Here is a 12,672-nt window from a genome sequence, read left to right on the forward strand (position 1 = left end):
ATCTTGGTTATCATTTAGCGGAATTTTGAATTATAGGAATGTCACATGAAACGAGTCGTCATCACCGGGATGGGAATTATTTCCAGTATCGGTAACAACGTCCAAGAAGTTTTAGCGTCTCTTAAAGCCGGCAAATCAGGCATCACTGCTTCCGAGCAATTTAAAGAGCAGGGGCTACGTTCACAAGTTTGGGGTGATTTAAAGATAAACCCTGCTGAGCATATTGATCGCAAACAGATGCGTTTTATGGGCGATGCGGCGGCTTATGCTTATCTTTCTATGGAGCAAGCGATTGCTGATGCTGGATTGACGCCTGAGCAAGTGTCGAATGACCGTACCGGCATCATTGCGGGTTCTGGCGGTGCATCTTCACTTAACCAATCCATTGCCGTGGATACGCTACGTGAGAAAGGCGTTAAGCGTATTGGGCCGTATATGGTGCCTCGTACCATGTCTTCCACGGTGTCGGCTTGTTTGGCTACACCGTTTAAAATTCGTGGCGTTAACTATTCGATTAGCTCAGCCTGTGCGACTTCAGCACACTGTATTGGTAACGCGATGGAGCTGATTCAACTCGGCAAGCAAGACATTGTGTTTGCTGGTGGCGGTGAAGAACTGGATTGGACATTGACGATGATGTTTGATGCCATGGGCGCGTTATCCACCAAATACAATGACACACCAGAGAAAGCGTCTCGCACCTATGACGCTGATCGCGATGGTTTTGTGATTTCAGGCGGCGGCGGCATGCTGGTGATTGAAGAGTTAGAGCATGCTTTGGCACGCGGTGCAAAAATTTACGGCGAACTTGTGGGTTATGGCGCAACCTCTGATGGCTACGATATGGTTGCGCCATCTGGTGAGGGTGCGGCTCGTTGTATGCGAATGGCGATGCAAAATGTCGATAGTGTTGATTATGTCAACACCCATGGTACATCAACACCAGTCGGTGATGTAAAAGAACTGGGCGCGATTCAAGAAATTTTTGGCGGTAATAGCCCTGCTATTTCTGCGACTAAAGCCATGACTGGTCACGCATTAGGCGCAGCAGGGGTTCATGAAGCGATTTATTCGACCTTGATGCTGCATCATAATTTTATCGCACCGAGTATTAATATTGATACTCTGGATCCGGCTGCAGAGGGGCTAGATATTGTCACGCAACCACGTGAACAAGAGCTCAATAGCGTTATGTCAAACAGTTTTGGCTTTGGTGGTACCAACGCCACATTGGTGATCAAAAAGTACCAAGCATAATCACCATTTGAGGTGAACCGTTTCCAGAGCCGATCGGCGTAGCCGATCACACAGACGCAGACTCTGTCCTATTGAGAGCAGGACGAGATCCTTTTGTTCTGGGTATTTGCCCGGTAGCCTTTGGCTCCGGGTATTTTTATGCTCGACACACAGAATGCTTTTCTGCACAATGCCCAACAAAATACCCATCACGTGTTGGCAAATAAGACCCCATGGTTTTTGGCCTATCATGATCCTAAAGACAACCCAATAGTGTGAATTCGGCTATGAAAATCTTGATCGACGAAAATATGCCTTACGCTGAGCAGCTGTTTAGTCAGCTCGGTGAGGTAATTCTTAAACCAGGTCGCACATTAACCGCTGACGATTTGATCGACATTGATGCGTTAATGATTCGTTCGGTGACAAAAGTAGATGCAGCTCTATTAAGTAAAGCGAATCGATTGGCTTTTGTCGGTACGGCAACGGCTGGGATGGATCACGTTGATCAAGCGCTATTGGCTGAGCGAGGGATATTTTTTACCGCCGCACCAGGCTGTAATAAAGTCGGCGTTGCAGAGTATGTGTTTAGTGTCTTAATGGTACTTTCTCAGCAGCAAGGTTTCTCTATTTTTGATAAAACGATTGGTATTATTGGTGCAGGCCAAGTCGGTAGCTACTTAGCCCATTGTTTGACTGGGTTAGGACTCAACGTTTTGATCAATGATCCTCCCAAGCAAGCACAAGGGGATACGCGAGCATTTACACCACTGGAGCAACTATTAACTGAAGCGGATGTGATTACCTTGCATACGCCGATCACTCAGCAAGGTGAGTGGCCTACTCACCATTTAATTAATGAGCAGGTGTTGGCTGGTTTACGAGGCGATCAAATTTTGATTAATGCTGCGCGAGGTCCAGTGGTCGACAATGACGCATTAAAAGCTCGTTTACAACAAGGCGATGGCTTTACCGCAGCCTTAGACGTGTTCGAATTTGAACCGCAGGTGGATTTAGAGCTCCTGCCGTTGTTAGCGTTTGCGACGCCTCATGTTGCTGGTTATGGCTTGGAAGGGAAAGCGCGCGGTACCACCATGGTGTTTAACCAATACTGTGAGTTTTTAGGCCAAGCGCATTGGGCTAATCCATCCAGTTTACTGCCGACGGCTCCTGTACCTGAAGTGGTGCTGAATCGAGCTTGGGATGAAGCAACGTTGCTCAACTTAACGCAACTTATTTATGATGTTCGACGAGACGATGCTCTGTTTCGCCGTCAAATACATCAACCTGACGCGTTTGATAAAATGCGCAAACAGTATTGGGATAGGCGTGAATATAGCGCAATTAAGCTAGTAGGTGAGGCATCGTGTCAATTAGAACTGCTAGCGCAACTCGGATTTACAATAGAGGTTACAAATGAGCCAAGAATTTAATGTTGCGATTTTCGGTGCAACGGGTGCGGTCGGTGAAACCATGCTGGAAGTATTGCAAGAGCGTAAATTTCCTGTTGGTGAACTTTTTCTACTCGCGAGTGAACGTAGTGAAGGGAAAACCTATCGCTTTAATGGAAAAACCGTACGAGTACAAAATGTTGAAGAGTTTGATTGGTCCTCGGTGCATATTGCGCTTTTTTCGGCAGGTGGTGAGCTTTCTGCTCACTGGGCACCGATCGCTGCCGATGCGGGCGTAATCGTTATAGATAACACCTCTCATTTTCGTTATGACTACGATATCCCTTTAGTGGTTCCAGAAGTCAATCCACAGGCGATTGCCGAGTTTCGTAACCGCAACATTATTGCTAACCCAAATTGTTCCACCATTCAAATGTTGGTGGCGTTAAAACCCATTTATGATGCGGTAGGGATCGAGCGAATTAATGTCACGACTTACCAGTCTGTATCTGGAGCCGGTAAAGCAGGAATTGATGAGCTAGCAGGACAAACGGCAAAACTACTGAGTGGCATTCCAGCTGAGACGCATGCTTTTAGTCAGCAAATTGCCTTTAACTGTATCCCGCAAATCGATCAGTTTATGGATAATGGTTATACGAAAGAAGAGATGAAGATGGTATGGGAAACCCAAAAAATCTTCAATGATCCTTCGATCATGGTTAATCCAACCTGTGTTCGCGTCCCGGTATTTTATGGTCATGCCGAAGCATTGCATATTGAGACTCGTAGCCCCATTGATGCCGAGCAGGTAATAAGCCTATTGGAACAAACGGCAGGGATTGAAGTTTTCCAAGGGCAAGACTACCCGACTCAAGTGCGTGATTCCGGTGGTAAAGATACGGTGTTGGTTGGACGCATCCGTAATGATATTAGCCATCATAGCGGGATTAATTTGTGGGTGGTAGCAGACAATGTTCGTAAAGGGGCAGCAACCAACGCGGTACAGATTGCGGAAGTATTGATCCGAGATTATCTGTAAATAGTCGCGGCGTTATCGATACCCTCGTCGATATTGAGTGAACAAAAAAACCACCTCGCGGTGGTTTTTTTCGGTTATCTTATCGAGCTTTATGCGCGGAAGGGTTGTTTTTGCAACCGCCATCAGCACATTTGCCATAAAGATATAAACTGTGATTAGTTAGCTGAACATTGTAACGCGCAGCGATCTCTTTTTGACGCTGTTCGATTACCTCGTCAGAAAACTCAATCACTTCGCCACAATCAAGACAGACGAGATGGTCATGATGGTGTTGGGTTGAGAGTTCGAAAACTGATTTTCCACCTTCAAAATGATGACGAGTCACGATACCAGCGTCATCAAATTGGTTTAACACGCGATAAACGGTCGCAAGGCCGATCTCTTCACCGAGATCAATCAGCTTTTTGTACAGCTCCTCAGCACTAATATGTTGGCACTCAGGCTGCTGCAATACTTCTAAAATCTTTAGCCGTGGAAGGGTTACTTTAAGACCTGCATCCTTTAGCGCTTGGTTATTGTCTGACATATACTTTCCCGTTGATGATCTGCAGTCGTAAACAGAGGTCAATGTTGTTCCACATTATAGGCCACTCGATTAAAACAATAAACCACGAACTTCAAAGGGTTACTGTAATTACTACAAAATCGAGTTTCATCACGGAGAAATCTGATCTGACCAGTTACAATTATGCAACATTAACTTGTGTGTAGCTTCGCTGAGTGAGGTGCTCATTGAGCATCACGATCAGTGAAGATGAGATAGAGTCTAAGGCACGGATAGCATGAATAAAACACTTGAGAAGTTGTATAAACCTAATATTGTGAAGTGGGCATTAAATAGTTGGCCACCTTTTTGGGGATCTGGGATAAAAATCGAGTCAATCAGCGAAGACTTTCGTGAAGCTAGATTGCGTTTAAAGCTTCGTTGGTGGAACAAAAATGCCAATCGTTCCCAATATGGTGGCAGCATCTTCTCTTTAACGGATCCCGTATATTCATTAATGCTGATGGGGATTTTAGGTCGCCAGTATTATGTTTGGGATAAAGAAGCGAGCATTAATTTCATTAAGCCGGGACACAGTGATTTGTATGCTGAGTTTTTGATTTCTCAAGCTCAACTGGATGCGATATTAGTGGCGACGGCAAATGGCGATAAATGCTTTCCTGAATTTATTATTCACGTCAAAGACAAACAGGGTGATGTGGTTTCTGAAGTGCATCGTAAGTTGTATGTTCGTAAAAAGCCTAAGTATCGTCAAGAGAGTGATTATCAAACCGATAACGCTGCATAATGGTGTTCAGCGAGACGATGGATGAGTATGACAAAGTTGTATCCAAGCTTCTGCAGTGCGAGAGACGTAACGTTCACTATGCCAAATAACACTTAATGTCCAGTCAATACTGGGATTGAGCGGCTTAATTAAGACGCCTTCATTTTGGATTCTTAAGCAGAGTGGTTCGGGTAAAAAGGCCACTCCGATGCCACTTTTTACAAGCGCAACGAGAAAATCCCATTGGCTACTTCGCGCCGCAATTTGTGGGGTAAATCCATGCGCTAGACATTGCTGATGCACATAGTCACTAAGAGTAAACTCTTCAGTGTAAAGATAAAAAGGCGCTTCTTTGAGTGATGGCCAATCAATCGTTGTCATGGCAGTCCAAGGCATGGTTTGCGGTAATACGGCATAAATTGGGTAACTGTCTAATACTAAAGTGCTGAGATGTTGCTCTGCGTGGCGCGATAGCATCGTAATGGCAACATCCAATTCTCCATTAAGTACCGCTTGTTCTATTTTTCGCCCGCCATACTCGACGATCGTCATTTCTACGGCTGGGTAGGTTTGTCGATATTGTCTAATCAAGCCAGCATAAAGATGCCCCACCATAGGAGGAATACCTAGCCGAAGTTGCCCTCCTTGGAGTTGGTGCAGATCGATCAGTTCAGCTTCTAGCTGAGTAAAGTGGGTCAAAATCTCTTGTGCACGTAAATACACAATGTGTCCTGCATCGGTTAGCCAAAATCGATGGCCTTGACGATGGAGTAATGGCTGCCCGATCTCTTGTTCAAGGCTACGGATCATTTTGCTGATCGTCGGTTGGGTAACAAAAAGTTTCTCCGAGGCACGGGTAAAGCTCTGTTGATTGATGAGTTCAACAAAATAGCGTAGGGCTTTAATATCCATAAGAAAGTGATTCTCTGTGTTAATTGATTCCATATTGGCATAATTTTTATAATAAAAATTCATTTTATGAAATTTTAATGCTCTCTATACTGTGATTAATTTCACACAATGAGCGAATGATGCCATGAGGAAGATTGAAACTGTTTTGCTGACCATTGGGCAAATTGTTGCGTTAGGTTTGATATGGGTAATCGCCGATCGTTTGGTTGATTACTTACACTTGCCTATCCCTGCCAATCTCACAGGTATGTTGTTACTGCTGACGTTGGTGTTCAGTAAGATTGTTAACGTTGAATGGCTGCGACGAGGTGCGGCTTGGCTTTTAGCGGAAATGTTACTGTTTTTTGTTCCGGCGGTCGTAGCCGTGGTCAATTATCAGCCGCTGGTGCGTGAACAGGGCGGACGAATTATCTTAGTATTAGTGCTGAGTACCGTTTTAGTGATAGCGGTGACTGCGTGGGTCGTGGATAAATTATACCGCCTGGAGCTTAAATTAGCGCGCCGAAAAAGTAATAAGTTAACAGGAGCCTTATAATGTTGCACTCTGTCTCATTACTCGGCATGACGTGTTTGGTACTGACTTTAGCACTCTATTACGTCTGTAAAATGCTCTATCAGCGCAAACGAACAATTTTTTTGATGCCTTTATTGCTGGCCCCATTACTGTTGGTGCTGATTGTTATTGGTATGGATATTCCTTATCCATCGTATATGGAAGAGTCTCGCTGGCTATTATGGTTACTTGGGCCTGCCACCGTCGCCTTTGCGATTCCTGTGTACGATAATCGGCTTTTAATTCGACGTCATTGGTTGTCATTATCGGTTGGTGTGGTGGTTTCCGTGATTGTGGCTGTGAGCAGTACCGTCTTACTGGCACGCTGGTTTGAATTACCAGAGTTACTGCAGCGTAGCTTAGCCATGCGCTCGATAACGACCCCTTTTGCCGTGGAAGCAACACGTGCCATTGGCGGTGAAAGTGACTTAACGGCCCTGTTTGTGGTACTCACGGGTGTTATTGGAATGGCGGTTGGTGAAAGTATATTAACTTTCTTATCGATTCGTTCTCGATTTGGGCGTGGGGCTAGCTTAGGGGCTTCTGCCCATGGTGCAGGCACCGCGAAAGCGTATCAAATGGGAAATGCAGAAGGGGTGGTATCGAGTGTCGTCATGATGATAGCCGGTATGGTAACGGTACTGATTGCGCCCTTTTTAGGCCAGCTATTGTGGTAAATAGATCCAATAATTCATAAAGAGTTTGTGTTAAAAAAACCGCCCAAGTGAGGGCGGTTGCTGGTTTAGTCTTCTAGCTCAGCTAAGCACATTTCTTCGTATACTTGCTGAACCCAAGCGGTCACACGTTGCTCGGTCAACTCTGGTTGACGGTCTTCATCAATGCATAGACCAACAAAATGATTATCATCGACTAATGCTTTAGACGCTTCAAACTCATAACCTTCCGTTGGCCAATGACCAATAATCGTTGCGCCTTTGGCTTGAATGATGTCTCGAACGGTGCCCATAGCATCACAGAAATACTCTGCGTAGTCTTCTTGATCACCACACCCAAAAATAGCCACGAGTTTAGTCGAAAAATCAATGGCTTCTAATTCAGGGAAAAAATCATCCCAATCACACTGTGCTTCACCATAGTACCAAGTGGGAATGCCAAGCAGTAAAAGATCAAAGTTATCAATATCTTCTTTACTACTTTTCGCGATATCTTGTACGTGAACCAGTTGTTTGCCGAGTTGTTTTTGAATCATTTTTGCAATAGCTTCGGTGTTACCTGTATCGCTACCAAAAAAGATACCTACACTTGCCATAGAGTCTTTACCTTTAAATCAATCTGCTTGCGCGAACTATACCACTGTTATTTGTTAAAGTTAATCCACCTATTGACTTTCAAATTTCCCTTAACTTGTTATGGATTAAGCGCTTTAGACAATAAATTTACGAATCGCACGGAGCACTTCTGCTGGTTTTTCAGCATGTAACCAGTGGCCAGTATTGGCGATAACATGTGCTTTGGCGTGGCTAAATTGTTGCTGGATAGCGGGTTGATGCTCTGCCATTAAATAGTTTGAATCTGCCCCTTTAATAAATAAGGTCGGGGTTGAGTTACAGGCAATCGGTTCCCAACCAAGAATATTCCAGTAGTTGGCTTTAATCGCAGGTACATTAAATCGCCAAGTCATGACGCTATCTTGGTTGACCAAGGATTTCCCCAGAAATTGGCGAACGCCTTCCTGATCGATATGCTGGGCTAAAAGGGTCATCACTTCACTGCGAGAGGACGGTTTTTGTTCTAAAACCGCATCGAGACCATCGATCACCTGTTGATGACGATGCACGGTATAGGCAACGGGTGCCATGTCTAGCACGATTAACCGTTGAACGATATCGGGGGCAAGATCGGCTAATTTCATCGCTACTTTACCGCCCATGGAGTGACCAATGATCGTCGCTTGAGTGATAGCCAACTCGGTGAGCAGTTGATCGACATCGCGCGCCATTAACGCGTAGTTATGTTCTGAAGCGTGAAACGATTGTCCATGGTTACGCAAGTCAATACTCAGTACCTGATGATCGTGTTTCAGATCTCTCGCGAGTAGTCCTAAATTGTCCAAATTACCAAATAAACCATGGATCAGAACGACGGTGTGACCCTCACCTTCTAGTTTGTAATTAAGCAGTGCTGACATTTTATCTTATTAGTAATGGGTTTAACGTAGAGTATCGGTAAAGATCTCGCTATAATCCCCCAGAGTTTAAACATAGAGATTGTGAAAAGCGAATGAAAACAATTGAGGTTGATGAAGATCTATACCGTTATATTGCCAGTCAAACCCTACATATTGGTGAGAGCGCTTCCGATATTTTACGTCGCTTATTGAAGGTTGATAGCCAGCGTTTTTCGGCGATGCCTGCTATCACTGCTCCTAAAGGGTTAGTGGTCAGTAAAGATGCGGCTCAAGAGACAAAAGTTGATAGCGTTAAGGCGATGCGCGAGTTACTGATTTCAGATGAATATTCTGCACTGAAAAAAGCCGTTGATCGTTTTATGTTAGTCCTATCCACACTCTATCGTATCGATCCAGCGAGCTTCTCTGATGCCATGATCGTTAAGGGACGCAAGCGAGTTTACTTTGCTGATAACGAAGCGACGTTGCTCGCGAACGGGCAGACGACGAAACCAAAAGCTATTCCAAATACGCCGTTATGGGTGATTACGAATAACAATACCAGCCGTAAACAGCAAATGGTTGAGCAAGTGATGCTGAAAATGAATTTCCCTGCGGATATTATTGAAAAAGTGACCTTGTCTATTTAACGTGGCACGATCAGCAGCGAAAAGTCTGACTAGAACCTCATACTGGGCATGTAAAAATGCGTATTATGAGGTTTTTTATTGATTATTATTTTTAAAAGGATGTCATTATGGCTATGCACCCTCGTGCAGGACAAAAAGCACAGCAACAAGATTTACATAATATTCCGGCTTTAGTTTCTCATTACTACCTTTTACAACCTGATGCGAGTAATCCGCAGCATAAGGTTGAATTTGGTACTTCCGGCCATAGAGGGTCGGCTGATAAATTCACGTTTAATGAACACCATATTTTAGCTATTGCGCAAGCGATCGTTGATCTACGTACTGAGTTGGGTACGACCGGACCTATTTTTGTCGGTAAAGATACCCATGCTTTATCTGAGCCAGCCTTAAGTAGTGTGCTCGAAGTGCTTATTGCCAATCAGGTTGAGGTCATTATTCAACAAGATAACGGTTATACGCCAACGCCGGGTATCTCTCATGCTATCTTGACCTATAACTTGCAACATGCCGATAAAGCAGATGGTATCGTGATCACCCCATCACATAATCCGCCTCAAGATGGCGGTATCAAATACAATCCTACCCATGGTGGACCCGCGGAAGGTGAGCTTACCAAAGCGATTGAAAATCGAGCCAATCAGCTAATTGCCGATGGTTTGAGCGGGGTGAAACGCGTGGCTATTGTTGAAGCGAAGCATTCACCTTTATTGAAGCAGGTTGATTTAGTGAAACCTTATGTTGACGACTTAGTGAATGTTGTCGATATGGCCGCGATTCAGAAAGCCAAACTGAAGATAGGTGTCGACCCATTAGGTGGCAGCGGAATTGATTATTGGCGACAAATTGCTCAAACGTACGATTTAGATTTAACGTTAGTCAGTGAAGCGATTGATCCTACGTTCCAGTTTATGTCACTGGATAAAGATGGCGTGGTGCGTATGGATTGCTCATCTCCCTATGCGATGGCTGGCTTATTAGCACTGAAAGACCAATACGATTTAGCGTTTGGTAATGACCCTGATTATGATCGTCATGGGATTGTTACGCCACAAGGTTTAATGAACCCTAACCATTTTCTGGCGGTTTGTATTGACTATCTTTACCGTCACCGCTCTGCTTGGCAATCTGATGTTGCTGTGGGCAAAACCCTTGTTTCTAGTGCGATGATTGATAAAGTCGTTGCGGATTTAGGACGCAAATTGTGTGAAGTGCCAGTTGGATTTAAATGGTTTGTTGATGGCTTGTATAACGGTCGTTTTGGTTTTGGTGGAGAAGAGAGTGCTGGTGCCTCTTTCTTACGTCAAGATGGCACCGCTTGGTCAACCGATAAAGATGGGATTATTTTATGTCTACTTGCTGCTGAAATAACGGCGGTGACGGGTAAAAACCCTCAGCAATATTATGATCAATTAGCAGCGAAACATGGTGAGTCGCACTACAGCCGAATTCAAGCTGTCGCCAATGGACCTCAAAAAACGATCTTGAGTCAGCTTTCCGCCGAGATGGTGACCGCTCAAACCTTAGCCGGAGATGTGATCACTGCCCGTTTAACCCATGCTCCAGGTAATGGGGCTGCGATTGGTGGTTTAAAAGTGACGACTGATTACGGTTGGTTTGCGGCACGTCCATCAGGGACGGAAGATATTTATAAAATTTATTGTGAGAGTTTTAAAGGCGAGGAGCATTTAAAACAGATAGAGCATGAAGCGCAAGAGATTGTTAATCAAGTCTTTAAAAATGCGGGATTATAATTAATCACATCTCGAATTTAGCTTAAGACAGGCCATGAATCAACGTTCGTGGCCTGTCTTTTATTATGTGGTAGCAGGCCAGTCATTGGGCATAATAAACCAAAATAATCCCGATTGACTTTGGCAATGAACAAAACCTAAGTCTTCACCTTGGTAGCGTGGACTCTGTTTATCACGGCCGGTTAACCATTGTGGCTTTTCTAATCGATACAAGGGCTCGTCAATCAATGACTGTTGATGTTGATAACACCAATGACCCTGAATTTGTGAAGGGTTGAGTGGGTGGCCTAAACATTCGTTAGGTACGGGTTCTGGTTGAAAAGGGTTAGTATAAAGTCGACCTTGCATGAGCAAATGGGGCTTCGCATTAGCCCATAACGGATAATGTTTACAAAACGCTTCGTTGCTTGAAAGGGGAAGTTGATGGTTGAGCATATGATTTAACTTGAGATCAAGTCTATCTTCTGCATTGGGCCCATACCAATTCCCTTGATGAAGAAGGTAGAATTTAACGGCCACTTCCCAATGTTCGTATTGCTCTGTTTTGCGGTTTTTGGCAATAAAATCAATCGAACCTAACGTTGTGCCTTGTTGATTTAGCTGAATCTCTTCTGAAACGGCGTTATAGCGAGGCGTGGCAGTGAAGAGTTGTTGACATAAAAATTGATAAATAAATCCTAGTCGCTGATTACCTTGATAAGTTGGCCACTGCTGATAAGACGGTTGAATGAAAGGAACTTTAGAGACTATTGGCTCTGACCCTTGAAAGAGTGGAGGAGTGGTTACCACCCATTGCATAAGCTGTTTTATATCCATTGTGAGCACCATCTACGGTTACCATTCCGTTTTCGACATTCTAGCCTGAAATTGTTATAAACACGTCATAACAATAGTGTAATGGAACGAAATATGGACAACTTACAGTTAGAAGCGTTGTTAAATGAGATCTTGTCTCCACAATTAGTGAAAGATTACTGTCCTAACGGCTTGCAAGTGGAAGGTAAAGCCGAGATAAAAAAAATCATTACTGGAGTGACGGCGTCGAAAGCGCTCATTGAACAAGCCATTGAGCATCAAGCCGATGCTTTACTTGTCCATCATGGTTATTTTTGGAAAGGAGAGCCAGAAGCGATTCGTGGTATGAAAGGGCAGCGACTACGACAACTGATTAAGCATGACATTAATTTGTTTGCCTATCATTTACCACTGGATATTCATCCGCAATTGGGTAATAACGCTCAGCTCGCTCAGTTACTTGGAATTCAAGTGGAGGGCGGGCTAGAAGGGCATGCACAATCTGTCGCTATGTACGGTTGTCTCAATCGTAATTACTCTTGTGATGAGTTTGCCCAGCATCTGCAAACGGTACTTCACCGTCAGCCATTGCATATTGCTCCAGAGCAAACGGATAAACCGATTAAAAAGATCGCTTGGTGTACGGGGGGCGGGCAAGACTATATCGAACTGGCTGCTGAGCAAGGTATGGATGCGTTCATCTCGGGTGAGATTTCTGAACGAACCACTTATGCGGCACGAGAATTAAATATTCATTATTTTGCTGCGGGGCATCATGCTACCGAGCGTTATGGTGTTAAAGCATTGGGGGAATGGTTAAGCCGCGAACATGGTTTTGTGGTTGAGTTTATTGATATCGATAATCCGGTATAAATTAAAAAACCAAGGGCGAGGAAATCTCGCTCTTGGTTTTTTTATCGACTTGAACAGAGGAGACTCATCG

Annotated in this window: 14 protein-coding genes; 9 read left to right on the forward strand and 5 right to left on the reverse strand. The window is 44.3% G+C overall.

From position 1 onward, the window contains the following. Nucleotides 1-45: 45 nt before the first annotated feature. The 3 genes from fabB to VIB_RS04390 all read left to right on the forward strand — a co-directional run bounded on the left by fabB (nucleotide 46) and on the right by VIB_RS04390 (nucleotide 3,666). Nucleotides 46-1,257, forward strand: coding sequence for a beta-ketoacyl-ACP synthase I (fabB, locus tag VIB_RS04375; RefSeq protein ID WP_004394781.1), 1,212 nt, complete (start codon nucleotides 46-48; stop codon nucleotides 1,255-1,257). Nucleotides 1,258-1,523: 266 nt separating this feature from the next. Then, nucleotides 1,524-2,669: a 4-phosphoerythronate dehydrogenase gene (locus VIB_RS04385; protein WP_040904146.1), complete on the forward strand. Its 1,146-nt coding sequence runs from the start codon at nucleotides 1,524-1,526 to the stop codon at nucleotides 2,667-2,669. Next, on the forward strand, nucleotides 2,653-3,666 hold the full coding sequence (locus tag VIB_RS04390; RefSeq protein WP_004394783.1) for an aspartate-semialdehyde dehydrogenase: 1,014 nt from the start codon (nucleotides 2,653-2,655) through the stop codon (nucleotides 3,664-3,666). The genes VIB_RS04385 and VIB_RS04390 overlap by 17 nt, the downstream gene beginning before the upstream one ends. Before the next feature lie 79 nt (nucleotides 3,667-3,745). Here VIB_RS04390 and fcrX read toward each other — a convergent pair whose 3' ends face one another. Next, nucleotides 3,746-4,192, reverse strand: coding sequence for a ferric iron uptake transcriptional regulator FcrX (gene fcrX / locus VIB_RS04395; RefSeq protein WP_004394784.1), 447 nt, complete (start codon nucleotides 4,190-4,192; stop codon nucleotides 3,746-3,748). A 256-nt stretch (nucleotides 4,193-4,448) separates the two neighbouring features. On the opposite strand from fcrX, the gene VIB_RS04400 reads away from it, so the two are divergent. Continuing rightward, nucleotides 4,449-4,958 carry a DUF4442 domain-containing protein gene (locus VIB_RS04400; protein WP_040904148.1) on the forward strand — a complete coding sequence of 170 codons (510 nt, stop codon included), beginning with the start codon at nucleotides 4,449-4,451 and terminating at the stop codon, nucleotides 4,956-4,958. A 6-nt stretch (nucleotides 4,959-4,964) separates the two neighbouring features. Here VIB_RS04400 and VIB_RS04405 read toward each other — a convergent pair whose 3' ends face one another. Further along, the gene (locus VIB_RS04405) at nucleotides 4,965-5,849 is read right to left on the reverse strand and encodes a LysR family transcriptional regulator (RefSeq protein ID WP_040904150.1); all 885 of its coding nucleotides are present in this window, start codon (nucleotides 5,847-5,849) and stop codon (nucleotides 4,965-4,967) included. Nucleotides 5,850-5,973: 124 nt separating this feature from the next. Here VIB_RS04405 and VIB_RS04410 point away from each other — a divergent pair, with 124 nt between their 5' ends. Beyond that, on the forward strand, nucleotides 5,974-6,384 hold the full coding sequence (locus tag VIB_RS04410; RefSeq protein ID WP_040904151.1) for a CidA/LrgA family protein: 411 nt from the start codon (nucleotides 5,974-5,976) through the stop codon (nucleotides 6,382-6,384). Continuing rightward, nucleotides 6,384-7,079, forward strand: coding sequence for an LrgB family protein (locus VIB_RS04415; RefSeq protein WP_004394787.1), 696 nt, complete (start codon nucleotides 6,384-6,386; stop codon nucleotides 7,077-7,079). Before VIB_RS04410 ends, VIB_RS04415 begins: the two co-directional genes overlap by 1 nt. Before the next feature lie 65 nt (nucleotides 7,080-7,144). On the opposite strand, the gene fldA is transcribed toward VIB_RS04415, so the two are convergent. Further along, a complete protein-coding gene (fldA, locus tag VIB_RS04420) occupies nucleotides 7,145-7,672 on the reverse strand; it encodes a flavodoxin FldA (protein ID WP_004394788.1) in 528 nt (175 codons plus the stop codon). 114 nt (nucleotides 7,673-7,786) lie between these two features. Further along, nucleotides 7,787-8,551 (reverse strand): alpha/beta fold hydrolase, encoded by a 765-nt coding sequence (locus VIB_RS04425; protein WP_040904153.1) that lies wholly within the window; start codon nucleotides 8,549-8,551, stop codon nucleotides 7,787-7,789. A gap of 92 nt (nucleotides 8,552-8,643) precedes the next feature. Here VIB_RS04425 and seqA point away from each other — a divergent pair, with 92 nt between their 5' ends. Next, a complete protein-coding gene (seqA, locus tag VIB_RS04430) occupies nucleotides 8,644-9,180 on the forward strand; it encodes a replication initiation negative regulator SeqA (protein ID WP_004394790.1) in 537 nt (178 codons plus the stop codon). 107 nt (nucleotides 9,181-9,287) lie between these two features. Further along, nucleotides 9,288-10,934: a phosphoglucomutase (alpha-D-glucose-1,6-bisphosphate-dependent) gene (gene pgm, locus VIB_RS04435; RefSeq protein WP_004394791.1), complete on the forward strand. Its 1,647-nt coding sequence runs from the start codon at nucleotides 9,288-9,290 to the stop codon at nucleotides 10,932-10,934. A 63-nt stretch (nucleotides 10,935-10,997) separates the two neighbouring features. Here pgm and VIB_RS04440 read toward each other — a convergent pair whose 3' ends face one another. Then, on the reverse strand, nucleotides 10,998-11,750 hold the full coding sequence (locus VIB_RS04440) for a DUF1853 family protein (RefSeq protein WP_004394792.1): 753 nt from the start codon (nucleotides 11,748-11,750) through the stop codon (nucleotides 10,998-11,000). 93 nt (nucleotides 11,751-11,843) lie between these two features. Between VIB_RS04440 and VIB_RS04445 the strand changes: the two genes are divergently transcribed. Continuing rightward, nucleotides 11,844-12,602 (forward strand): Nif3-like dinuclear metal center hexameric protein, encoded by a 759-nt coding sequence (locus VIB_RS04445; RefSeq protein ID WP_004394793.1) that lies wholly within the window; start codon nucleotides 11,844-11,846, stop codon nucleotides 12,600-12,602. Nucleotides 12,603-12,672 lie beyond the last annotated feature (70 nt).

The organism is Vibrio metschnikovii CIP 69.14 (genome assembly GCF_000176155.1).
Taxonomy (GTDB): domain Bacteria; phylum Pseudomonadota; class Gammaproteobacteria; order Enterobacterales; family Vibrionaceae; genus Vibrio; species Vibrio metschnikovii.

Coding starts and splice junctions, on each gene's coding strand:
- fabB (WP_004394781.1), top strand. CDS start 46: ATGAAACGAGTCGTCATCACCGGGATGGGAATTATTTCCAGTATCGGT.
- VIB_RS04385 (WP_040904146.1), top strand. CDS start 1,524: ATGAAAATCTTGATCGACGAAAATATGCCTTACGCTGAGCAGCTGTTT.
- VIB_RS04390 (WP_004394783.1), top strand. CDS start 2,653: ATGAGCCAAGAATTTAATGTTGCGATTTTCGGTGCAACGGGTGCGGTC.
- fcrX (WP_004394784.1), bottom strand. CDS start 4,192: ATGTCAGACAATAACCAAGCGCTAAAGGATGCAGGTCTTAAAGTAACC.
- VIB_RS04400 (WP_040904148.1), top strand. CDS start 4,449: ATGAATAAAACACTTGAGAAGTTGTATAAACCTAATATTGTGAAGTGG.
- VIB_RS04405 (WP_040904150.1), bottom strand. CDS start 5,849: ATGGATATTAAAGCCCTACGCTATTTTGTTGAACTCATCAATCAACAG.
- VIB_RS04410 (WP_040904151.1), top strand. CDS start 5,974: ATGAGGAAGATTGAAACTGTTTTGCTGACCATTGGGCAAATTGTTGCG.
- VIB_RS04415 (WP_004394787.1), top strand. CDS start 6,384: ATGTTGCACTCTGTCTCATTACTCGGCATGACGTGTTTGGTACTGACT.
- fldA (WP_004394788.1), bottom strand. CDS start 7,672: ATGGCAAGTGTAGGTATCTTTTTTGGTAGCGATACAGGTAACACCGAA.
- VIB_RS04425 (WP_040904153.1), bottom strand. CDS start 8,551: ATGTCAGCACTGCTTAATTACAAACTAGAAGGTGAGGGTCACACCGTC.
- seqA (WP_004394790.1), top strand. CDS start 8,644: ATGAAAACAATTGAGGTTGATGAAGATCTATACCGTTATATTGCCAGT.
- pgm (WP_004394791.1), top strand. CDS start 9,288: ATGGCTATGCACCCTCGTGCAGGACAAAAAGCACAGCAACAAGATTTA.
- VIB_RS04440 (WP_004394792.1), bottom strand. CDS start 11,750: ATGGATATAAAACAGCTTATGCAATGGGTGGTAACCACTCCTCCACTC.
- VIB_RS04445 (WP_004394793.1), top strand. CDS start 11,844: ATGGACAACTTACAGTTAGAAGCGTTGTTAAATGAGATCTTGTCTCCA.